This is a genomic window from Halorhodospira sp. 9628 (genome assembly GCF_022228075.1).
In the GTDB taxonomy this organism is placed as follows: Bacteria; Pseudomonadota; Gammaproteobacteria; order Nitrococcales; family Halorhodospiraceae; genus Halorhodospira; species Halorhodospira halophila_A.
The window spans coordinates 55263-76344 of the sequence record NZ_JAJNRF010000002.1; the positions used below are offsets into that span (position 1 = coordinate 55263).

Sequence of the window (21082 nt, forward strand, 5' to 3'; positions counted from 1 at the left end):
CGGTCACAACGCCTCGAGGGCGCGGAACAGGGCCGCTATCTGCCCGCTGCCGGCGCCGGGCGGGCACACCACTTCGATGACGCTGCCGCCGGGCCTGGATCGCGCCTCGCGGTGAGCCGCCTGGAGGCTGTCGCCGTCGCCGCAGTGCCAGTAGGGCAGCCGGAACTGCTCGGCCGCACGGGCGAACCCGTAGCCGTGGGGCATGCGGAACAGGCGGCGATGGGCCTCGCCGGTCTCTTCGCGGGCCGGCAGCAGATCGAAGATGCCGCCGCCATCGTTGTTGAGCACCACCACCACGCAGGTATGTCGGGCCTCGCCGAGCAGGGCCAGGCTGTTGAGGTCGTGCAGGGCCGATAGGTCGCCGACCACCAGCGTGACGCCGTCCCGGTGGTGGTGGGCGAAACCGGCGGCGGTGGCGATCAGCCCATCGATGCCGCTGACGCCGCGTTGCGTGACGCAGGGGTTGCCGTGGGCGGGTGCGGCAAAGAGATCGAAGACCCGGATCGGTAGGCTGTTGCCGGGGAACAGCGCCATGCCTGGTGGCAGCACCTGGCTGATTCGCTCGGCGGCGGCCGGCTCCGCGAACGGGGCGTTGGCCAGCGCCGTGCGGCACGCCTCGGCCACCCGGGCGCGGGCCTCGGCAAGGCCGGGTAGTGGCGGCTGTGGCGCGTCGGGGCGAAGGGTGCGGCATGCGGCGGCGATATCCGCCTGAACCGTGGTCGCGTGCCAGTCGGGGTCGAGATCCTCATCGCCACGGGTGACCAGCCAGCGCTGCGGTGCGTGGTCGGCGAGCCAGGCGGGCAGCCGGCGGCCGGTGAGCCGGCCACCGAACTGGACGACCTGGCGGGCGTGGCCCAGGGCCTCGCGCCCGGCGGCCGTGGCAAGCAATAGCTCCGCCCCGCCGACCACGCACGGGTGGGCGCGCAAGCGCAGCTGGCTGCCGGGGTCGGCGAGGACGGGGATGTTGCCGGCGGCGGCGGTCTCCAGCACCGCTTCGGCCTCGTCGCTGCGCAGCTCACCGGCGACGAACAGCTGCGGTGGGTCCGCCTCCTTAAGCGGCGGCGCCGCTACTTGCCCCTGGTGGCCGGGTGGCAGGGGCGGGGGCGCCGCGGGTTGTTCGGCGCCCCCGTAGAGGGGTTCGCGCAGCGGCATGTTGATATGGATGGGCCCGCTGCCGCCGGGGTCGGTGGCGGCGGTCAGGGTGGCGTCCAGACGCCGGTTCAGCCAGCGGCCGCACAGCGCCGTCTCGGGTGTCGGCAGTGCCAGGGTGGCCCGTACCAGCGGGGCGAAGAGGCCCTCCTGGGGCATGGCCTGGTTGGCGCCGCAGTCGTGTAGTTCGGGCGGTCTATCGGCGCTGATCACCACCAGGGGTAGCCGGCTCTGCCGGGCCTCCGCGACCGCGGGGTGGAGGTTCGGCACTGCTGTGCCCGAGGTGGTGATCACCGCTACCGGGCGCTGGCTGGCGCGAATCAGCCCCAATGCGTAGAAGGCCAGGCCGCGTTCGTCGAAGTGGGTGTGCACGCGCAGCCCGCAGGCGGCCTCGGTTCGTCGGGCGGCGGCCAGTGCCAGAGGGGCACTGCGGCTGCCGGGGGCGACGCAGAAGTCCACCACGCCGTGGCCGTGCAGACGGTCGATAAGGCTGCCGGCCCAGGTGGCGTTGAGGTCCTCGGTGCGCACGCTGTCCCCCGGACTAGCCCTGCACGGCGGAGAGGAAGGACTCGATCTTGGCCTCCAGCTCCTGCCACTCGGCCTCGGGCTCGGAGCCCTGGACGATGCCGACGCCGGAGTAGCACCAGGCCCGGTCGCCGGCGACCAGCGCCGAGCGGATAGCCACGGCCAGCTCCGAGGCATCGCCGGAAAGCAGGCCGATGACCCCGCTGTACCAGCCGCGGCGGAAACCCTCCTGGCGGCTGATCAGGTCCTGGGCCCGGCGGCGCGGGAAGCCGCAGACCGCCGGTGTCGGGTGGAGGGCATCGAGCAGTTGGTGGTCGCCGACCCCCGGGCGCAGGGTCGCCTCGATGGGCAGCCGGCGGTGCTGGATGCGGTCGAGTTTGAGCACTCCGGCCTGCTCGGGGGCGTCGATGCGGATCGCCCAAGGCTCGAGTTCCCCGCGGATGTAGCGGGTGACCCAGGCGTGTTCGCGGACCAGCTTAGAGTCCTCCCGCAAGGACGCCTCCAGGGCGGCGTCCTCCGCCGCGGTCTCACCGCGGCGCACAGTGCCGGCCAGGGATTCGGTCTGGACCGAACGCCCGCTGCGGTAGAACAGCCGCTCCGGCGAGCAGCCCATGAAGATCCGTCCGGCGTGCTCGATGGCGAAGCAGTAGCTGCCGTCGGTGATCGCCGACCAGCGGCGCAGCGTGGTGAAGGCGGCCAGCGGGCGGTCGAGTCGGAGGGCTACCTGCCGGGCCAGCACCGCCTTGTGCACGTGGCCGACCCGGATGTCTCGGAGGATCGCCTCGATGCGGCTGCTGCACTCGGCGAAATCCAGGTCCTCCGTGCGGTCGGTGACCCGTGCCGGCCGGTGTTCGCTCACGGCTGCCGGGCGCAGATCCTCAAGGAGCCCGGTCAGCTCGCTCCGGCGTTGCCGGAGTTCCGCAGCACTTTCGGCGTACAGGTTGACACTCAGCTGCTGCCCGGCGCGGTTGCCTTGCAGTTCCACTGCGGGGAGTAGGGCCAGGCTGGCCGGGAAACCCTGCCACTCGCCGGCACCAGAGCGGCCATCGAAGGAGAAGGCGCAGAGCAGGTGGACCCCGGGGTGGCGCGCCAGGCTCTGGGCGTGGCGCAGCAGCGCGGGGTGGTCGTCCGGGGTGTCGGCCGTGTACCGCCAAGCGGCGCCGATGCCGGCCAGGCGGATCTGACCGGAGCGGTCCTGCCAGTAGCAGCGCGGCGCCAGCGGGTTGGCCTCCAGCCAAGCGAGCGGGTCGACCTCCGGTACGGGCACGCTGGCTCGCACCAGGCCCGGGCTCTCGAACCGCCACTGCCGCACCTGCACGAGCAGGTCCTCGATGGCCTGCTCCGCGGGGTCGCAGGGGCTCCCTCGACGGTGGCCGGCGTCCCCGCTCGGTGGGGTACCCGGCACGTTGGCACGTTGCGGGCTGTGAGGCATCGCGATCCAGGGGTTGGTGGTGCTGCGCCCGGCACGGATCAGGGTGTCGCGCAGGGGTTATACACTACCTGAACGAGCACTCGCGCGCACGCATGCGGCGTGCGGTTGGCGGTTCGGCGGCGCGGTGCCTGCGCGGCCCCGTGGGCCGGTTCAGCGGCGACGCACGAACCGGCCGGTCAGAGCCTCGATGCCGGCGATGCGCTCGGTGACCGCCTGCAGCCGTTCGTCGGTTCGCAGCGATTCGCCGGTGACCCGCTCGGCCACCCCCTCGATGCTCGAGACGCTGCGCGCGATCTCCTGCGAGGTGGCCCCCTGCTGTTCGGTGGCGGTGGCGATCTGGCCGGCCATGTCGCGGATCTCGTCGACGGCCGCCTGGATCTCCTGCAGCGAGCTGCTGGACTCGTCGGCGTGCGCCAGGGTCTGCTCGGCGCGACTGCGGCTCTCACGCATGGCCTCGACGGCCTCGGCCGAGCCGCTCTGCAGCGACTCGATGATGCCATCGATCTCGCGGGTCGATTCCGCCGTCTGCCCGGCGAGCTTGCGCACCTCCTCGGCGACGACGGTAAAGCTGCGCCCCGCCTCGCCGGCGCGGGCGGATTCCACCGACGCATTCAGGGCGAGCAGGTGGGTCTGCTTGGTGATCTTGCCGATGAGGGTGGCCGCCTTGCCGATGCGCTCCGCCTCGCCGTTGACCCGTTCGATGGTGGCCGCGGCGTTCTCGATGTCGCGGACCAGGGAGCGCACCGCGGCGGTGCTCTGTTCCACGGTCTGCCGGCCCCGCTCGGTCTGTTTCCCGGCGCGCTCGGTGGCATCGGCGGTGGCCGAAGCGTTCTGGGCCACCTCCTGGACCGTCGCGCTCATCTGTTCCATGGCGGTGGCTACGCTGCGGGTTTCGTCGCTCTGCTGCTGCGCCTCGTCGCGCACCGCGTGCATCGACTGGCGGGCCTCGGCGGCCTCTGCGGAGAGGCGGCGGGCGTCGTCCCCCAGGCGCTTGGCGATGGCCTGGGTCTCGGAGGCGAGGTGCAGCAGCGCCAGCTGGATCGACGCTCGATCGTCGCGGCGGCCGAGGTAGATCGCCTCGCTGAGCGGGTCATCGAGCAGCGCTCGGGCCTGCTCGCGGGCGCCACGGAGCTGACTCAGCACCTGCAGGCCGGCGGCGCCGAGGGCGGCGATGCCGGCGATGCCGAGCGACAGCTGGCCCCCGGTGCCGACCGGCAGCAGGGCGCCGAGGGCGACGCCGAGCAGTGCGGCCAGCGCACCGCCGGCCAGCCAGACGCCACCGCCCGGGCGCCGCCGTTCGATCAGCCCGGCGGGCAGGGGGCCCTTGTCCGGCTCCGCGGCGCGCAGGCGCCGGTAAGCGCGTTCGGCCCGCTCGATCACCGCCTCGTCGCCGATCTGCTGACGCACCGACTGGATCTCGGTGATGTTGCCCGTATCGTCTCGGATGGGCGTGGCGTAGGCGTGAACCCAGTAGTGATCGCCGTTCTTGCAGCGGTTCTTGATCACCCCCATCCACGGTTGCCCGGACTGCAGGCGCTGCCACATGTGCTCGAACACCACCCGCGGCATGTCCGGGTGACGGATCACGTTGTGGGGTTGCCCGATGAGTTCGTCCGGTTGGTAGCCGCTGATGCGGACAAAGTCCTCGTTGATGTAGCGGATCCGTCCGCGGGAGTCGGTGGTCGACAGGATGTTGGCGCCATCCCAGACGGCAACACGGCGCTGCGTGACCGGTTCGTTGACTCGCAACGCGGAGCCCTCCTCTGTGTCGGCGGCGGCGCGGCCGCGCCTGAACCAATGTATGATCCAGAGTACGGTCTTTCGTTGGTGGAGTCACTTCCCTGTGGGCGCGGTCGGGGTTGGGCCAACCGCTGCTCCGGGGCTACAGTGATCCCGTGGGGAATCGGTCCCCGCAGGGCCGTGGGCCGCTGGTTCCTGCACTGCTGAGGGTGGACGTTTGCCCAGATTGAATGCCGAGTCCGACCCGGACGACTTACTTACCCTGGCCGCCGAGTCGGTGGGCTTGGGCGTATGGCGTATCGACCTGCAGACCGAGTGCATCGAGCTGTGTCCGCGCGCCCGGGCCCTCTTCGGCTTGACCGACGACGCCCCGCGGCCGGCCCGCGAGGGGCTGGACCACTATGCCCTCGAGCATCGCGAGCGGTTGCAGGAGGCCTATCGCCGGTGCATCGATGACGGCACCGCCTACGATGTCGAGTTCCAAGCCCGGGTTGCCGGCGGGGAGCAGCGCTGGCTGCGCGCGACCGGGACGCCGGTGCGCGATGCCGCCGGCCGGATGACCGCGGTGGCCGGCGCCCTGCTCGATATCGAGGATTATAAGGCGCGCGAGTCCGAGCACGCCGAGGCGCGGGTGGCGGCCGAGCGCACGGACCGGGCCAAGTCGGAGTTCCTCTCGGCGATGAGCCACGAGCTGCGCACCCCGCTCAACGCCATCGTCGGCTTCGCGCAGCTGCTCTATGCCGACGATGAGCTCGATGCCGCCACCCGCAGCGAATACCTGCGCCACATCCTCAGTGCCGGCTGGCACCTGCGTGATCTGGTCGGCGACATCCTGGATCTGGCGCGGATCGAGGCCGGCCGGGCGTCACTGACGCCGGAGACGGTGCGCGTCTCCGATCTGCTGCAGGAGGGTCTGCGCCTGGTGCGTGATCAGGCCGCCGACCACGGCGTCAGCCTGCGCCTGGAGGGTTCCGGGCGCTCCAGCGGGGTGTGTGTCTGGGCGGACCGGCTGCGGCTCAAGCAGGTGGTGCTGAACCTGCTGACCAACGCCATCAAGTACAACCGTGAGGGCGGATCGGTGGTCCTCAGCTACGGATGCGACGAGGCCGGGCAGGTGTGGGTCGACGTGGCCGACACGGGGCTGGGGATTGATCCGGAGCGCCGCGAGGGGCTCTTCGAGACCTTCGACCGGCTCGGGCGCGAGACGGGAAGCATCGAGGGCGTGGGGATCGGGCTACCGCTGGCGCTGCGGCTCAGCCGCCTGATGGGCGGTGATCTGCATTTGGTCGAGAGCGCACCGGATCAGGGCTCCCGCTTCCGGCTGAGCCTGCCCGGCATCGACGGTGAGGGCTGGGATCGGCACCACACGCCGAGCCTCGACCCGCAGTTGCTGGATGAGCGCGCCGATGATCCGCCCCTGCGTGTGCTGGCGGTGGAGGACAATCGGGTCAACATGCTGCTGCTCAGCGGTTTGGTGGCCAAGCGCCGGGGCGTGGAGCTGCTCGAGGCCTACGACGGAGGCACCGGGCTGGAGATGGCCAAGCGCAAGCGGCCGGATCTGATCCTGCTCGACATGCACCTGCCGGATACCGACGGCTTTGCCTTGGCCCGGCAGCTGCGCGCCGATCCGGCGCTGCACGAGACACCGCTGGTGGCGGTCAGCGCCGATGCCAGCGACGAGGTCCGTCGCCGAGCCCTGGACGAGGGGTTCAACGACTATATCGTCAAGCCTTTCGAGCTGGAGCAGCTCGATGCGCTGATCCGCGAGGTCCGGCTGAGTCGCTAGCCGTGGGAACAGGGGTGCAACAGGACGCCACCACCTACTGCCTGACGCTGTTCCTTACCGAGGCGATGCGGGTCAGAGTGGGCCGGCTCGGGATGGTGGGATTCCCCGCCGGCTGGTGGGTCTACACGGGCAGCGCGCGGCGCAACATGGATGCCCGGATCGCCCGGCACCTGCGCCGGGACAAACCGCGGCGCTGGCACCTGGACTACCTGACCGGCGACCGGCGCGTCATCGTGGTGTCGGTCACCCGGCACGCCGAGCCGGAGTGTCGGCGCAACCGCCGCAATGGCGGTATCGTGGTGGTGTCGGGCTTCGGCGCTAGCGACTGCGTGGCCGGCTGTGGTAGCCACCTGCGCTGGCTCGGCGCGGCGCCTGTGCCGGACGCTGCGAGTGGCGGCGCCGATAGCCTCCGGCAGCACCCGCAATCCCCGGAAAGAGGACACCCATGTACGTAGATCCCATGCCCCTGAGCGCTTACCCCTGGTACCTGCGCCCTTGGTTCTGGTGGCAGCGGCGGCGCGCCGGCTCGGTGTCCGAACCGATCCGCCTGTGGGCGCGCCGGCCCCGGTTGCTGGCGCCGCTGATGCTCCTCGGGGCGGCGTTCGAGCGCCGGCGCGCCGACCTCGAGCCCGGTCTGCGCGGGTTGGTGGGGCTGCGCGTGGGGCAGCTCAACGAATGCCCTTTCACGGTTGATCAGAGCGCCCACAGCCTCCAACGACAGGGTGTGCCCTGGGAGAAGATCCGTGCGGTCGCCGATTGGGCCGAGGGGGAGGGTTTCACCAGCCGGGAGCGGGTGGTGCTCGGCTACGTCGAGGCGGTCACGCGCAGCGACACCCCGGTCAGCGCCGACGTGGTCGGGGCGGTGAAGCGCCATCTGGATGATGAGGCCCTGATCGAACTCACCGGGCTGGTGGCCTTCCACAACATGACCACCAAGTTCAACAATGCCCTCGATGTCCCGCCCCAGGGGCTGTGCGTGCTGAGCGTCAACGAGCGTGGCGAGGCGGTGGCCCGGGAGGCGAACCCGGCCCGGGGCGAGTAGGGTATCCTCCGAAAGGTGTGGATCCGAGTGACGAGGAGGTCCCGTGAGCACGCTGGAGCAAGCCCTGATTGGCAACTGCGCCTTTGCCGCGCTGGTCAACCGCCAGGCCGAGATCACCTGGGCCTGTATGCCCCGCTTCGACGGCGATCCGGTGTTCTGCTCCCTGCTCGGCGATCCGGCCGCCGGCGCCGGGGCGGGGCGGTTCGCCATCGAACTCGAGGGGTTGGCGCGCACCGAGCAGTGGTACGAGCGGAACACCGCCATCGTGGTGACGCGGCTCTACGATCATCAGGGCGGGGTGGTGGAGGTGACCGACTTCGCCCCGCGCTTCGAGCAGTTCGGACGAACCTTCCGCCCGGTGGAGTTGATCCGCCAGGTGCGCCGGGTGGCCGGTTCGCCCCTGATTCGGCTGGTGGTGCGGCCGGTGTTCGATCATGGTCGGGCGTTGCCCAGCGTCACCCAGGGCAGCAATCACGTGCGCTACGTCGGCCCGGGCCAAGTCCTGCGCCTGACCACCGACGCCTCGCTGACCGCGATCCAGGATGAGACCCCGTTCATCCTCGAGGACGACCTGACGCTCGTGTTCGGTCCCGACGAGACGCTGCCCCAGTCGCCCCATGAGACGGGCTACCAGTTCTATGAGCACACCTGCATCTATTGGCAGGAGTGGGTGCGCAACCTGGCCATCCCCTTCGAGTGGCAGGAGGCGGTGATCCGCGCCGCGATCACGCTTAAGCTCAACACCTACGAGGACACCGGTGCGGTGATCGCCGCGGTGACCACCTCGGTCCCCGAGGCGCCGGATACCGGTCGCAACTGGGACTACCGGTACTGCTGGCTGCGTGACGCGTACTTCGTGATCAACGCCCTCAACCGGCTGGGGGCGACCAAGACGATGGAGCACTACGTGCGCTTCATCATCAACACCACCGCCGGTATCGAGGGTCGCTCCCTGCGCCCGGTGTATCGCATCAACGGCCGCGATGATCTCTTCGAGACCATCGCCTACGGGTTGCCCGGATACCGGGAGATGGGCCCGGTCCGCATCGGCAACCAGGCCTACGAGCAGCAGCAGAACGACGTCTACGGCTCGGTGATCCTGGCCACGGCGCACCTGTTCTTCGATGAGCGCCTGCGCCGCCGCGGCGATGAAGCGCTGTTCCGTCGCCTTGAGCAGCTCGGCGAGCAGGCCGTGGCCGTCTACCGCGAGCCGGATGCCGGCCCCTGGGAGTTCCGCGGTTTTGAGAAGGTGCACACTTTCTCGGCGGCAATCTGCTGGGCGGCTGCCCGCAACCTGCGCGCTATCGCCGCTAAACTGGGGCTGATGGAGCGGGCCGACTACTGGCGCCGCCGCGCCGACGAGATGGCAGCCACCATCCGCACCGAGGCCTGGAACGAGCAGCGCAACAGCTACATGGCCAGCTTCGGCGGCCAGGATCTCGACGCCAGTCTGATGCTGCTCTACGAATGGGGTTTCCTGCGCGCGGGCGACCCGCGTCTGGCCGGAACCGTGCGCGCCGTGGAGCAGGAGCTGCGCCACGGCGACTTCCTGTTCCGCTACGTCCACGAGGACGACTTCGGCAAGCCGCACACGGCCTTCACCACCTGCACCTTCTGGTATATCGATGCCCTGGCCGCGGTCGGGCGTGACGCGGAGGCCCGCGCGCTGTTCGAGCGCCTGCTCGAGTGCCGCAATCACGTCGGTCTGCTCTCGGAGGATATCGACCCGTACACTGGAGAACTCTGGGGCAACTTCCCGCAGACCTACAGCATGGTCGGACTCATTAACTCGGCCATGCGCCTGAGTCGTACTTGGGAGGAACCGCTGTGAGTCGACTGGTGACCGTTTCCAACCGTGTGGCCCTGCCCAGCCAGCTGCAGGCGGCCCAGGGTGGGCTCGCTGTCGGCCTGCGCTCGGCGCTGGAGGAGTCTGGCGGGATCTGGTTCGGCTGGGACGGCGGCGTCGACGAGCGCATCGACGGGTTGCGCCAGCCGCGCGTGCAGACCGCCAACGGGGTGCGTTACGCCACCCTGCGTCTGAGTCGCAGTGAATACAACCGGTACTACCTGGGGTACGCCAACCAGGTGCTGTGGCCGCTGTTCCACTACCGCATGTCCTTCGTGCACTGCCGCCGGGAGCGCGTCGAGGGCTACTGGGAGGTGAACCGGCTGTTCGCCGAGCACCTACCGCCGCTGCTTGAGGGCGACGAGGTTATCTGGGTCCATGACTACCACTTCATCCCGCTCGGGCAGTTGCTGCGCGAACAGGGCGTCGAGGCGCCCATCGGCTTCTTCCTGCACACCCCCTTCCCGCCCTGGGATGTCTACCGCGCTCTACCGGGCCACGAGCGTCTGCTTGAGTCCCTGTGCCGCTACGACCTGGTGGGGTTCCAGACAGCCATCGACCGGGACAACTTCTTCGACTGCCTGGCGCATTACCGCCCGCAGCTCCCGCGCCCCCGGGCCGAGGTCTTCCCCATCAGCATCGATGTCGATCAGGTAGCCCGCGAGGCCCAGCGGGGTTACAACTCCCAGCAGGGGCGGCGGCTGCAGCAGAGTCTGCGCGATCGGCGGCTGATGATCGGGGTCGACCGGCTCGACTACAGCAAGGGCCTGCGCAACCGGTTCGAGGCCTACGAGGCCCTGCTCGAGCAGCACAGCGAGCAGCGCGGGGATGTGGTCTTCCTGCAGATCGCCCCCGTCTCACGCGGGGATGTGCCCGAGTACGAGGAGATCCGCCAGCACCTGGAGTACCTGGCCGGCCACATCAATGGTCGTTTCGCGGAGTACGACTGGGTGCCGCTGCGCTACCTCAACCGCGGCTTCCACCGCTCGAACATCCTTGGCTTTCTGGCGCGCAGCGATGTCGGGCTGATCACCCCGATGCGCGACGGCATGAACCTGGTGGCGAAGGAGTTCGTCGCCGCTCAGGATCCCGGTGATCCGGGTGCCCTTGTGCTCTCGCGCTATGCGGGCGCGGCGCAGGAGTTGGATGGCGCGGTGCTGGTCAATCCCTACGATGTGGACCAGATGGTCGATGCTATGCACCAGGCGCTGACCATGCCGCTGGGTGAGCGACGCGAGCGCTGGCAGCAGATGATCGAGGCCCTGCGCCGGCAGGATATCCACCGCTGGCGGACGGAGTTCATCCAGGCCCTGCACGATGCTCACCGCGCAAGGAGTTCGGAGGCGCTGTGACCCGTTACCTGCTGGCCGACATCGGCGGTACGCATACCCGCGTGGCGGAGGCGGTTCCGGGCGAACCCCCGGGGCCGGTCACGCAGTACCGCAATCGCGATCTCGCCGGCCCCAGCGAGGCGCTGCAGCGCCACCGCACCGGGCACGCCGACGAAGACTGGTGGGTGGCGGCGGCAGTGGCCGGACCCGTGGCTCAGGGGGAGGTTCGGCTGACCAACCTCGGCTGGCAGCTCGAGGTCGGCGAGCTGGCGTGCCGTACCGGGGCGGCTCGTGCCGAGCTGGTTAACGACTACCAGGCGCTGGCCCGCGCTCTGCCCGAACTGGATCCGGCGGCGCACTGCACTGTGCTGCGATCCGGTACGCCGGCGTCGGGTGGGGCGATGGCGGTGCTTGGGCCGGGCACGGGCCTGGGCGTCTCCGGGCTGGTGCCGGCCGTCCGGGGCTGGGGGGTGATCGCCGGCGAGGGCGGCCACGTCACCCTCGCCGCCGCCGACGAGACCGAGGCAACGTTGCTCGGTGCCTTGCGCGGGGAACTCGGCCACGTCTCCGCCGAGGCGGTGCTCAGTGGGCCCGGGTTGAGCCGGCTGCACCGGGTGCTCCACGGGGTCGAGGCGGCCCCGGAGGCCATTACTGCCGCCGACGGCGAGGCCGACCCGGCGGCCCGGGAGACCATCGACCGTTTCCTCGCCCTGCTCGGCGGGACCGCCGGCAACCTCGCGCTCACCCTGGGTGCGCGCGCAGGTGTGTTCCTCGCCGGCGGGATCCTGCCGCGGTTGAGTGCCTCGCGGCTAGCCGACTCGCCGTTGCTCGAGCGCTTCCTGGCCAAAGGGCGCTTCCGTAGCTACCTCGAGCCGGTGCCGGTTTGGCGCATCGACGATCCGGCGGCAGCTGCGCTGCTCGGGCTGCGCGCGTGGCTGGATGACTTGCGGTACCCTTGAGACCCGAGTGGATTCAGGCATGCGGCTGGCAGGCGAGGCCTTCTGACCATGGCATCATCCCGCATCCCGGCGGACGAGGCGCACCGCCTCGAGGCCCTGGCGCGGTACCAAGGCGGTGAAAGCGGCCCCGAGGTGGCCTTTGACCGGCTGGTGGGCTTGTGCGCAAGGGTCTTCGAGGTGCCCATCGCTTTCATCTCGCTGGTCGAGCGCGAGCGGCAATGGTTCAAGGCGGCTCGCGGGCTGGAGCTGACGGAGACGCCGCGCGAGATCGCCTTCTGCAACTGCGTGATCGAGACCGGGGATCCGCTGGTGGTCACTGACAGCCACCGGGATCCGTACTACGCGGACCATCCGCTGGTTACCGGGCCCCCGCACCTGCGCTTTTACGCCGGGGTGCCGCTGGTCGTCGATGGCGGCGCGCGGATCGGCACCCTATGCCTCGGGGATCGCCGGCCGCGGACCCTCTCCGGCGCCGAGCTGGAGACCCTGCAGGAGCTGGCGGCCATGGTGGTGGACGAGTTCGAGCTGCGCCGGGCCAACCAGCGCCTCGATCAAGAGCGGGCGCGCGCCGAGCGGGCGGCCACCGAGCTGCGCCGCGCCAACCTCGAACTGCAGCAGGCCCGCGAGGAGGCCGAGCGGGGTAATCGGGCCAAGAGCCAGTTCCTCTCAAGCATGAGCCACGAACTGCGCACGCCGCTGAACGCCGTGCTCGGTTTCGCCCAGATCCTCGATCAGGACCCGCGCGAGCCGCTCTCCGAGCGCCAGGCCGGCTACGTCGAGCAGATCCTCGGGGGTGGTCGGCACTTGCTGTCGCTGATCGACGACATCCTCGATCTCTCCCGGGTTGAGGCCGGTCGGGTGCAGCTGCAGCCGGAGTGGGTGGCGCCGGGGTCGCTGGTTGATCAGTGCGTCGAGCTGCTCGGTCCCCTGGCCGCCGATGCTGGGGTGCACCTGTCGGTGCAGCAGGCCGCTGATGCCCCGGCAACGATCCGGGCCGATCCACAGCGCATCCGGCAGGTGCTGTTCAACCTGCTCAGCAATGCCGTGAAGTACAACCGGCCGCAGGGGCGGGTGGACCTCGAGGTCGAAGCGTCCGCCGCCAACCGGATCCGGTTCCGGGTGCGGGACACCGGGGTCGGCATCCCTGAGGAGCGCCAGCGCGAGGTCTTCTACCCCTTCAATCGCCTGGGCCTGGAATCCTCGGAGGTGGAGGGGACCGGAATCGGCCTGGTGGTGACTCGCCGCCTGGTTGAGCAGATGGGCGGAGAGCTAGGCTTCTCCAGCGAGCCCGGGGTCGGGTCGGTCTTCTGGGTCGAACTGCCCTGTTTCCCTGCGGAGAGCGAGGTTTCCGGCGATGGATAAGCCGAGCTACGAGGGCAGCGGGCTGGTCAACCTGATGGCCTCCCTGGGTCGCGCATTCGCGGCCGGGTCGAGCCACTATCCAGCCCTCGACCCCGATCCGGACCTGGGGCTGGAGGATGCCCGCACGGTGATCCTCTGGATTATCGACGGCCTCGGCGACCACTTCCTGGCCCGACAGCCGGCCAGCACACTGGCCCGAGACCGGGTTCGGGGGCTGACCTCGGTTTTCCCGGCCACCACCTCGGCGGCGCTGACCAGTATCATTACCGGCCGCCCACCGCGGGGGCACGGGGTCACAGGCTGGTTCATGTACGTCCACGAGCTCGGCGCCGTCACCGCCTGGCTGCCTTTCGGGCCGCGGGTGGGCAAGGGGCAGTGGTCCGGTATCGAGCCGGAAAGCGCCGAGTTGCTTCAGCGCGACCCGATCTGGGATCGCTTCGAGGCCGAGACGCACGTCGTCCAGCCCTCTTGGCTGGTCGATACGCCGTACAGCCGCGGGGTCACGGGACGCTATGCCCGGCGCCACGGTTATCAGGGGCTGGACGAGCTGCGCGAGGTGCTCGTGCGGATCGCCCGCGAGCCCGGCCGGCAGCGCCGATTCGTCTACGCCTACTGGCCGGATCTGGATACGCTGAGCCATCAGCACGGGGTCGACAGTGCGCCGGTGCGCGATCAGTTTCGCTCCATCGATATCGCCTGGCAGCGACTGCTCGACGGGGTCCAGGGTACCGATACCGTGGTGCTGGCCACGGCCGATCACGGCCTGATCGACACCGCCCCCGAGCGGACCCTCTACCTCGAGGACCATCCGGAACTCGCCGAGATGCTGGCCCTGCCGCTGTGCGGCGAGCCGCGGGCGGCTTACTGCTACCTGCGTCCCGGCACCGAGACCGACTTCCAGCTCTATTGTCGGGAGCGCCTGGGGGCCGTCTGCCAGGTCGCCCGGGCCGAAGAGCTGCTTGCAGCCGGTTGGTTCGGTCCGATGCCCGAGCACCCCCGGTTGCGCCGGAGGATCGGCGACTGGGTGTTGTTGCCTGCGGACGGCTGGGTGATCAAGGATCGGCTGGTGGGTGAGGGCCGTTTCGCCCAGGTGGGCGTGCACGGTGGCGCCTCGGCCAGTGAGCAGTGGGTGCCGCTGATTGCCGCACGGCCGTGATAGCATCAGCAGGATGGAATCCCTGCTCTACACCGCCGAGGTGCCCTTCGAGGCCGCGCGACGCGTTGGCCGGGGCTGGCACGGCCACTCCTTCCGGCTGCGTGTGCGGGCGGCGCCCGATGGTGGTGCCGCCGATCCGGACGCGCTGGCCGATGCGTGCGCCCGCGTGACGGCGCCATTTGACTACACGCTCCTCAACGAGCGCCTCGAGGATCCCGCTGACGACCGGCTGCTCGACGAGCTCGGCCGGTGCTTGCGCACCGCTGGCGTGACCCCGCGGCGGCTGGCGCTGCGCAGTGCCCCGGATCGCGGCGTCGGCCGCGGTGAGGTGGACTGGGCGTGGCGGGCCTTCCGGTTCGAGGCGGCCCATCGGCTGCCCTACGTCCCCGAAGGCCACCCGTGCGGGCGCATGCACGGGCACGGGTACCTGGTGGTGCTCGAGGCCACCGGCGCCGATGCTGAGGGGCTGGGGGCGGCGTGGGCGCCGCTGGGCGAGGCCCTGGACCGCGCCTGCCTGAACGACTTCCTGGACAACCCCACCAGTGAACTCATTGCCGTCTGGCTCTGGGAGCAGCTCCGTCCCCGCTGCCCCGGGCTTACCCGATTGCATGTCCATGAGACGGAGCACTCTGGCTGCACCTACGACGGCGAGCAGCACACCATCTGGAAGGCCCAGCGTTTTGAGGCCGCCACCTGCGTTTCGGGGCCCGGAAATCGACGCGGCCGGTTGCACGGGCACGGCTATCGGCTGCGGGTCCATGTCACTGCCCCGCTGGACCGCGTGCTCGGCTGGACGTTGGACTACGGCGACGTCAAGGCGGCCTTCGCGCCTGTGCGCCAGGCGCTGGACCACCAGCGCCTGGACGCGATCGCCGGTCTCGAGGCCGGGGACGTGGCCAGTCTGGCCGCCTGGGTGGCGCGCTCCGCGCACCAGCGGCTGCCGGAACTCCACCGCGTGGACTGCTACGAGCGCGACGGCGTCGGGGCCATCGCCTGGCCGGATTGAGCCGTGAGCTACGCCGTCCACAGTCTGTTCTATACCCTGCAGGGCGAAGGAGGGCGAAGCGGCCGGCCGGCTGTCTTTGTGCGTTTTGCCGGCTGCAACCTGTGGAGCGGCCGGGAGCCCGATCGAGCGACGGCCGTCTGCAGGTTCTGCGATACCGAGTTCGTGGGTACCGGCGGTCCCGGCGGGGGGCGTTTCGGTGACGCCGGGGAGCTGGCCGCGGCGGTGGCGGCGCAGTGGCCCGATGGCGGTGCGCCCTATGTCGTTTGCACCGGCGGTGAACCGGCGTTACAGCTCGACGCGGACCTGCTGGCAGCCCTGCACGCCCGGGGGTTTGAGGTGGCCGTGGAGACCAACGGCACCTTGCCCCTGGCGCCGGGCGTGGACTGGCTTTGCGTTAGCCCCAAAGCAGGGACCGAGCTGGCGGTCACCGCCGGTGACGAACTCAAGCTGATCTATCCGCAGCCCGGAGCAGAGCCGGAGCGCTACGCCCACCTGGCATTCCGCCACTTCTATCTCCAGCCCTTGGACGATGCCCAGCGCGATGCGCATACCCGTGCGGCACTGGACTACTGCCGTGCGCACCCGCAGTGGTGGCTGAGCATGCAGATCCACAAAGACCTGGGTATCCCGTAGCCCTCGGGGCGCCGCTTGCGCTCGGCCGGGGACCCAGGCAACGTGGACCCTCAGGTCCGCCTCTGGCGAGGGGAAAGGTCATGTTCGAGGTCAGTCTGGATACTGTCTGCTTTATCATCCGCAAGTGCCGGGAGTTCCAGGCTAAGGAGGCGGTGGTCATCCCCGACTCGCCGGATGGCCCCGAGGACGACTGGGCGCTTCAGGTCCTTGCCGACCACGCCGATGACCTGAGCGTGCAAGAGCTGCGTGCCACCTTCGAGGACATGGAGCCGGCGGAGCAGGCCGAGGTCGTGGCGCTGATGTGGATCGGACGCGGCGATTTCGATGCCAGCGAGTGGACGGAGGCGCGCAGCGAGGCGAAGTCGGCGTGGAACCCGCGGACCGCTGACTATATCCTCGCTACGCCGCTGGCGGCCGACTACCTGGAAGAGGGACTGGATGCCTTCGGTTTCGAGTGTGACGACTGAAGGCCGCGCGGGCCGGCTACGACCGCCCGAGCCGGTTCGATAGCCAGGTGTCCAGGCGCTGGATCTCGGGCATGCAGACCGCGTGCTCCATAGGGAAATCGTGCCACTCCACGGGATGGCCTGCGGCCTCCAGCTCGGCAGCCGCCTGGCGGCCGAGTTCGATGGGAACGATCGGATCCTGCGTCCCGTGGGCCATGAAGACCGGGGCCCGTGCCCCGTCGTGGCCGGTCTCCGTGGCGCTCGGCAACCAGCCCGAAAGCGCAATGACCCCGGCCGGCGGGGTTGACGAGTTGAGCGCCGTGTAGAGGGCGGTGGCGGCGCCCTGCGAGAAGCCTGCGAGGAACAGGCGCTCGGCGGGGGTGCCGCGTTCCACCTCCCGGCGCATCAGCGCCTCGATCTGCAGTCGTGCTCGCTCGAGCCCCGGCGTATCCTCATCGATGCCGCCGCCGCCAAGGCCCCGGATGTCGTACCACGCCGGCATGGACATGCCGCCGTTGACCGTGACCGGCTGGACCGGGGCGTGGGGGAAGATCAAGCGCACGCCGTAACCGGCGCTCTGGCGGAGTTCATCGACGATGGGCGCGAAGTCGTGGCCGTCGGCGCCCAGGCCGTGGAGCCAGATGATGCTGGCGGAAACGTTCTCGCCGGTGCGCTTCTCCACGCACTCGAGCAGGGAGGTCTCGTTCATGCTTGATCCTTGGTGGTGACTCGGTTGGCCATACGCTCCAGCCGTTCACGATCCTCCTGGTGCCAGGCCAGGGCGTCGCTGGCCTGGACGGCGGCGTCGAGGATCGGCGCCACCCACGGAGGCTGCTCGGGGCTGATGCGGTAGTGGACCCACTGCCCGCGGCGTCGACACTCGACCAGCCCGGCCTCGCGGAGCATGGCTAGATGGCGGGAGATCTTGGGCTGAATAATGCCCAGTGCTTCAGTGAGCTCGCAGACGCACAACCAGCCCTCGCGGCGCAGCAGAAGCAGGCAACGCAGCCGCGTGGGGTCGCCGAAGAGTCGGAACAGGTGGTCGGGCGTCAGGGGCATGCGCTCAGGGTAGGGGGCGCGCGGTATTCGTTCAAGCGAATAGCTACGGCGCCACGCGCCGCCTCTGCCCGACAGAGGCGGCGCGTGGCGCCGTCTTAGCGTCCGCTCACGCGGCCTTGGTGGTCTTCGCGGCCAGGCTACTGGTGCTCTCGCGGACCGACTGCTGCAGGTCCTCGGTCATCGCCTGGCTGAGCTGGGCCAGAGTCCGGGCGTCCTTGGCGAGGCTGTCCGAGGTCTCGCGGGCCGCCTCCACGCTCTTCTGCAGGTAGTTCTGCAGCTGCTCCGGCGACTGGACCTCGCTTGCCTCGCGCAGGTTGCCGAGGGTGGCGTCGGTGTAGCGCCGGGCCATGTCCAGCTGGTAATCGGTCATCTTCTCCCAGTGCTCGAGCATCTTGCTGTTCACACCGTGGAAGGGCTCGGCATAGGGCCCGAACTGGGTCTGCATCTGCTTGATCATCTCTTGGTAGTTCATCATTGCCACCGCTCCTTTCGCGCCGTTCCGGGCTTTGTCTCGATTGTTGCCATGCAGCATAGCAGTGGCCATGTTGCGTCGCAACAAAATCGGTTGAAAAAAACTCGTGGGTGGCAGGTTGCGAGGCCCCCAACTTGTGCCAATATATGGGGTGCGACCGACAGCAAGACCTGACCCTGGTCCTCATGGAGGTCGCGTCACGATGATTAATACAGAGGTTGTTTGAGATGTCAGAGCGTCAACAAGGTACGGTTAAGTGGTTCGACAACGCCAAGGGCTACGGCTTCATCAGCCGCGAGGGGGGTGAAGACGTGTTCGTCCACTTCCGTGCCATCCGGGGCGACGGTTTCCGCTCCCTGGACGAGGGTCAAGCGGTCGAGTTCAGCGTGACCCGCAGCCCCAAGGGCCTGCAGGCCGAGGACGTCGCAGCGCTTTAAACCGCCGCCAGAGCGGCAGTAAGCTGCCATTGAGAGAAAGGCCCGCCCCTGGCGGGCCTTTCTCGTTGTGGGACGTGCGTGTGCGCCCCGGCGACATGTGCTAAACAGAGGGGTCCACAGAGGGAGTTGCCCCACCCATGTCCGAACGCGTCTTCACCCTGGAAGTCCACCCCTGCCTTCCGCCGTCACTCGCCCGCCTGCGCGAGCTGGTCGATGACCTCTACTATTCCTGGGACCGGCGAGTCCGGGGGCTGTTCTACCAGATTGACCCCGAGTGCTGGGAGGCCAGCGGCCACAACCCCAAGGTTTTCCTGCGCCGGGTTCCCCAGGAGGCGTTAGAGCGTGCCGCCGAGGACCCGACCTTCCTGGAAGACTACAACCGGACCCTTTCCGCCTACGACACCTATCTGGAGCAGGACACGTCGCCGGAGGTTGCCCCGCACCTGGATCCGGACCAGGACCTGATGGCCTACTTCTGCGCCGAGTTCGGCCTGCACGAGAGCCTGCCCCTTTACTCTGGCGGCCTCGGCATCCTCGCCGGTGACCACTGCAAGGCGGCCAGCGATCTGCGCGTGCCGCTGATCGCGGTCGGGTTGCTCTATCGCCAGGGCTACTTCATCCAGAGCATCGATCACGAAGGGCGCCAGGTGGCGCACTACGTGCCCACCGAGGTGGCGCAGCTGCCCGCCTACCCACGCCAGGATGGTGACGGCGAGGAGCTGCGGGTGGCTGTCGACTTCCCCGGACGATCGGTGCAGCTGCGCATCTGGTCGGTGCGGGCCGGCCACGTGCGTCTGTACATGCTCGACAGCGATGTGCCCGAGAACACCCCCGAGGATCGCTCGATCACCTATCAGCTCTACGGCGGCGGCACCGAGATGCGCATCAAGCAGGAGCTCTGCCTCGGCATCGGGGGCGTACGGGCGCTGCGCAAGCTTGGCGTGGCGCCGACGGTCTGGCACTTGAACGAGGGGCACTCGGCCTTCCAGCTCGTCGAGCGCTGCCGCGAGTGGGTGGCGGCCGGCGTCGATTTCGTCACGGCGATGGAGGCCGTCGCCGGGGGCTCGGTGTTTACGACGCACACGCCGGTGGCGGCGGGTCACGACATCTTCGATCCGGAGATGGTCCGCGAATACCTGGGGGCTGCGCTCGGGGACTCCGGGCTCGATATCGATGCCCTGCTGGCGCTGGGCAACGGGCGGGCTGAGCAGCCGGGTTTCAACATGACCAGCCTGGCCCTGCGCGGATCGCGCTTCCACAACGGGGTCAGCCGAATCCACGGCCGCGTGGCCTCGGAGATGGAGGCGCGCATCTGGCCTGATGTGCCGGCTCAGGAGAACCCCATCCACGCCATCACCAACGGCGTGCACGTGCCGACCTTCCTGGCCCAGGAGTGGGGCAATCTCTTCGATCAGCGCTGGCCGGCCTGGCGCAGCGAGCTGAGCAACGAGGCGTTCTGGAGCGTGGTCGACGAGCTGCCCGATCACCGCTACTGGAGCATGCGCCAGAGCCTGAAGTCGCAGATGCTCCGCGACGTCTGTGCCCGGGTCGAGGCGCGGTGCAAGCGCAACGGCATGGCCGAGGCGATGATCCGGCGCATGACCCGCTTCATCCGCGACCCCGAGGCCGATGTCCTCGTGCTCGGTTTTGCCCGCCGCTTTGCCACCTACAAGCGCGCTCTGCTGATCTTCCGCGACCTCGAGCGTCTCAAGCAGCTGCTCAACGATCCCGAGCGGCCGATGATCCTGATCTTCGCCGGCAAGGCCCACCCGCACGATGAGCAGGGCCAGGAGATGATTCGGCGGATCCACGAGCTGACCCTCGATCCCGATCTGATCGGGCGGCTTCTGCTGCTGGAGAACTACGACATGGCGCTGGCGCGCAAGCTGGTGACCGGTGTCGACGTGTGGCTGAACAATCCGGAGTACCCCCTGGAGGCGTGCGGCACCTCCGGTCAGAAGGCGGCCATCAACGGGGTGGTCAATCTCTCGGTTCTGGATGGCTGGTGGGATGAGGGCTACGCCGGGGACAACGGCTGGGCGATCTACCCCCACGCGCCGGGCTTCGATCCGGAGTACCGTGACGGCGAGGAGGCCCGCGACCTGCTCGATACCCTTGCCGGTGAGGTGGCGCCGCTCTACTTCGATTGCGGTGAGCGCGGCTACTCGGCCGGCTGGGTGCAGATGTCCAAGGCCTCGATGCGCAGTACGCTGCCCCGGTTCAATGCGCAGCGCATGGTGATGGACTATGTGCGCGATCTCTATGGCCCGGCCGCCCGACATCATCGGCGCCTGACCGACGAGGAGTTGGCCGGCGCCGCTGGTCTGGCCGCCTGGAAGGAGCATGTGCGGGCCTGCTGGGACGGGACGGCCCTGGAGCTGATCGACGAGGCCCCGGACGCCCTGCGCCACGGAGAGCCGCTGCGTCTGCGGGTGAAGGCGCAGCTCAACGGGCTGGGTGCCGATGATGTCACCGTCGAGTGCCGCTTCAGCCCGGTGCCCCACCCCCGGGATCCGGGCCAGACCCAGCGTTTCGTGTTCTCGCCCACTGGCGGTGATGACGACGGGGATCCGCTGTTCTCCCTGGACATTCAACCCCGCCTCAACGGCTTGCAGTACTTCCGTATCTGCATGTACCCGAGCCACCCGCTGCTCGGTCACCCGCTGGAGCTGGGGCGGATGCGCTGGCTCTAGGCGGCGAC

The 21082-nt window shown here is 69.4% G+C and carries 18 protein-coding genes and 2 pseudogenes; 14 read left to right on the forward strand and 6 right to left on the reverse strand.

All coding sequences use genetic code 11. The features are described from left to right. Positions 1–3: 3 nt before the first annotated feature. The 3 genes from menD to LRG10_RS02795 all read right to left on the reverse strand — a co-directional run bounded on the left by menD (position 4) and on the right by LRG10_RS02795 (position 4855). Entirely contained in the window at positions 4–1677 is a 1674-nt protein-coding gene (menD, locus tag LRG10_RS02785) for a 2-succinyl-5-enolpyruvyl-6-hydroxy-3-cyclohexene-1-carboxylic-acid synthase (protein ID WP_238634674.1), read from the reverse strand. A gap of 13 nt (positions 1678–1690) precedes the next feature. After that, entirely contained in the window at positions 1691–3079 is a 1389-nt protein-coding gene (locus LRG10_RS02790; protein WP_238633622.1) for a chorismate-binding protein, read from the reverse strand. A 177-nt stretch (positions 3080–3256) separates the two neighbouring features. Next, positions 3257–4855 (reverse strand): PAS domain-containing methyl-accepting chemotaxis protein, encoded by a 1599-nt coding sequence (locus tag LRG10_RS02795; protein ID WP_238633621.1) that lies wholly within the window; start codon positions 4853–4855, stop codon positions 3257–3259. Positions 4856–5063: 208 nt separating this feature from the next. Here LRG10_RS02795 and LRG10_RS02800 point away from each other — a divergent pair, with 208 nt between their 5' ends. The 12 genes and pseudogenes from LRG10_RS02800 to LRG10_RS02850 all read left to right on the forward strand — a co-directional run bounded on the left by LRG10_RS02800 (position 5064) and on the right by LRG10_RS02850 (position 16434). Further along, positions 5064–6632, forward strand: a complete 1569-nt coding sequence (locus LRG10_RS02800) for a PAS domain-containing hybrid sensor histidine kinase/response regulator (protein ID WP_201241419.1) — start codon at positions 5064–5066, stop codon at positions 6630–6632. A gap of 14 nt (positions 6633–6646) precedes the next feature. After that, complete coding sequence (locus LRG10_RS02805; protein WP_201170310.1) at positions 6647–7087, forward strand: GIY-YIG nuclease family protein; 441 nt, start codon at positions 6647–6649, stop codon at positions 7085–7087. Beyond that, positions 7078–7674, forward strand: coding sequence for a carboxymuconolactone decarboxylase family protein (locus LRG10_RS02810; RefSeq protein ID WP_201170038.1), 597 nt, complete (start codon positions 7078–7080; stop codon positions 7672–7674). The genes LRG10_RS02805 and LRG10_RS02810 overlap by 10 nt, the downstream gene beginning before the upstream one ends. Before the next feature lie 43 nt (positions 7675–7717). Further along, entirely contained in the window at positions 7718–9505 is a 1788-nt protein-coding gene (locus tag LRG10_RS02815; RefSeq protein ID WP_201170036.1) for a glycoside hydrolase family 15 protein, read from the forward strand. Beyond that, complete coding sequence (locus tag LRG10_RS02820) at positions 9502–10872, forward strand: trehalose-6-phosphate synthase (RefSeq protein ID WP_201170034.1); 1371 nt, start codon at positions 9502–9504, stop codon at positions 10870–10872. Before LRG10_RS02815 ends, LRG10_RS02820 begins: the two co-directional genes overlap by 4 nt. After that, positions 10869–11810 carry a glucokinase gene (locus LRG10_RS02825; protein WP_201170032.1) on the forward strand — a complete coding sequence of 314 codons (942 nt, stop codon included), beginning with the start codon at positions 10869–10871 and terminating at the stop codon, positions 11808–11810. The genes LRG10_RS02820 and LRG10_RS02825 overlap by 4 nt, the downstream gene beginning before the upstream one ends. A 48-nt stretch (positions 11811–11858) precedes the next feature. Continuing rightward, positions 11859–13172 (forward strand): GAF domain-containing hybrid sensor histidine kinase/response regulator, encoded by a 1314-nt coding sequence (locus LRG10_RS02830; protein ID WP_238634675.1) that lies wholly within the window; start codon positions 11859–11861, stop codon positions 13170–13172. Next, positions 13165–14328 carry an alkaline phosphatase family protein gene (locus LRG10_RS02835; protein ID WP_238634676.1) on the forward strand — a complete coding sequence of 388 codons (1164 nt, stop codon included), beginning with the start codon at positions 13165–13167 and terminating at the stop codon, positions 14326–14328. The genes LRG10_RS02830 and LRG10_RS02835 overlap by 8 nt, the downstream gene beginning before the upstream one ends. Before the next feature lie 328 nt (positions 14329–14656). Further along, a pseudogene (locus LRG10_RS13150) lies at positions 14657–14980 on the forward strand (6-pyruvoyl tetrahydropterin synthase family protein); the annotation flags it as partial. 18 nt (positions 14981–14998) lie between these two features. Next, positions 14999–15334, forward strand: a pseudogene (locus LRG10_RS13155) (6-pyruvoyl tetrahydropterin synthase family protein); the annotation flags it as partial. A 3-nt stretch (positions 15335–15337) separates the two neighbouring features. Beyond that, complete coding sequence (gene queE, locus LRG10_RS02845) at positions 15338–15967, forward strand: 7-carboxy-7-deazaguanine synthase (RefSeq protein WP_238633617.1); 630 nt, start codon at positions 15338–15340, stop codon at positions 15965–15967. Positions 15968–16047: 80 nt separating this feature from the next. Then, positions 16048–16434 (forward strand): DUF3775 domain-containing protein, encoded by a 387-nt coding sequence (locus LRG10_RS02850; protein ID WP_201170021.1) that lies wholly within the window; start codon positions 16048–16050, stop codon positions 16432–16434. Positions 16435–16450: 16 nt separating this feature from the next. Here the strand turns inward: LRG10_RS02850 and LRG10_RS02855 are convergent, their stop codons facing one another. The 3 genes from LRG10_RS02855 to LRG10_RS02865 form a co-directional block, all read right to left on the reverse strand. After that, positions 16451–17122, reverse strand: coding sequence for an alpha/beta hydrolase (locus LRG10_RS02855; protein WP_201170019.1), 672 nt, complete (start codon positions 17120–17122; stop codon positions 16451–16453). Continuing rightward, positions 17119–17472 (reverse strand): metalloregulator ArsR/SmtB family transcription factor, encoded by a 354-nt coding sequence (locus tag LRG10_RS02860; protein ID WP_201170016.1) that lies wholly within the window; start codon positions 17470–17472, stop codon positions 17119–17121. The genes LRG10_RS02855 and LRG10_RS02860 overlap by 4 nt, the downstream gene beginning before the upstream one ends. A gap of 106 nt (positions 17473–17578) precedes the next feature. Continuing rightward, the gene (locus tag LRG10_RS02865; protein WP_201170014.1) at positions 17579–17947 is read right to left on the reverse strand and encodes a phasin family protein; all 369 of its coding nucleotides are present in this window, start codon (positions 17945–17947) and stop codon (positions 17579–17581) included. A gap of 224 nt (positions 17948–18171) precedes the next feature. Here LRG10_RS02865 and LRG10_RS02870 point away from each other — a divergent pair, with 224 nt between their 5' ends. Continuing rightward, positions 18172–18381, forward strand: coding sequence for a cold-shock protein (locus LRG10_RS02870; RefSeq protein ID WP_201170011.1), 210 nt, complete (start codon positions 18172–18174; stop codon positions 18379–18381). Positions 18382–18518: 137 nt separating this feature from the next. Continuing rightward, the gene (glgP, locus tag LRG10_RS02875; protein ID WP_238634678.1) at positions 18519–21074 is read left to right on the forward strand and encodes an alpha-glucan family phosphorylase; all 2556 of its coding nucleotides are present in this window, start codon (positions 18519–18521) and stop codon (positions 21072–21074) included. Positions 21075–21082: the final 8 nt, after the last annotated feature.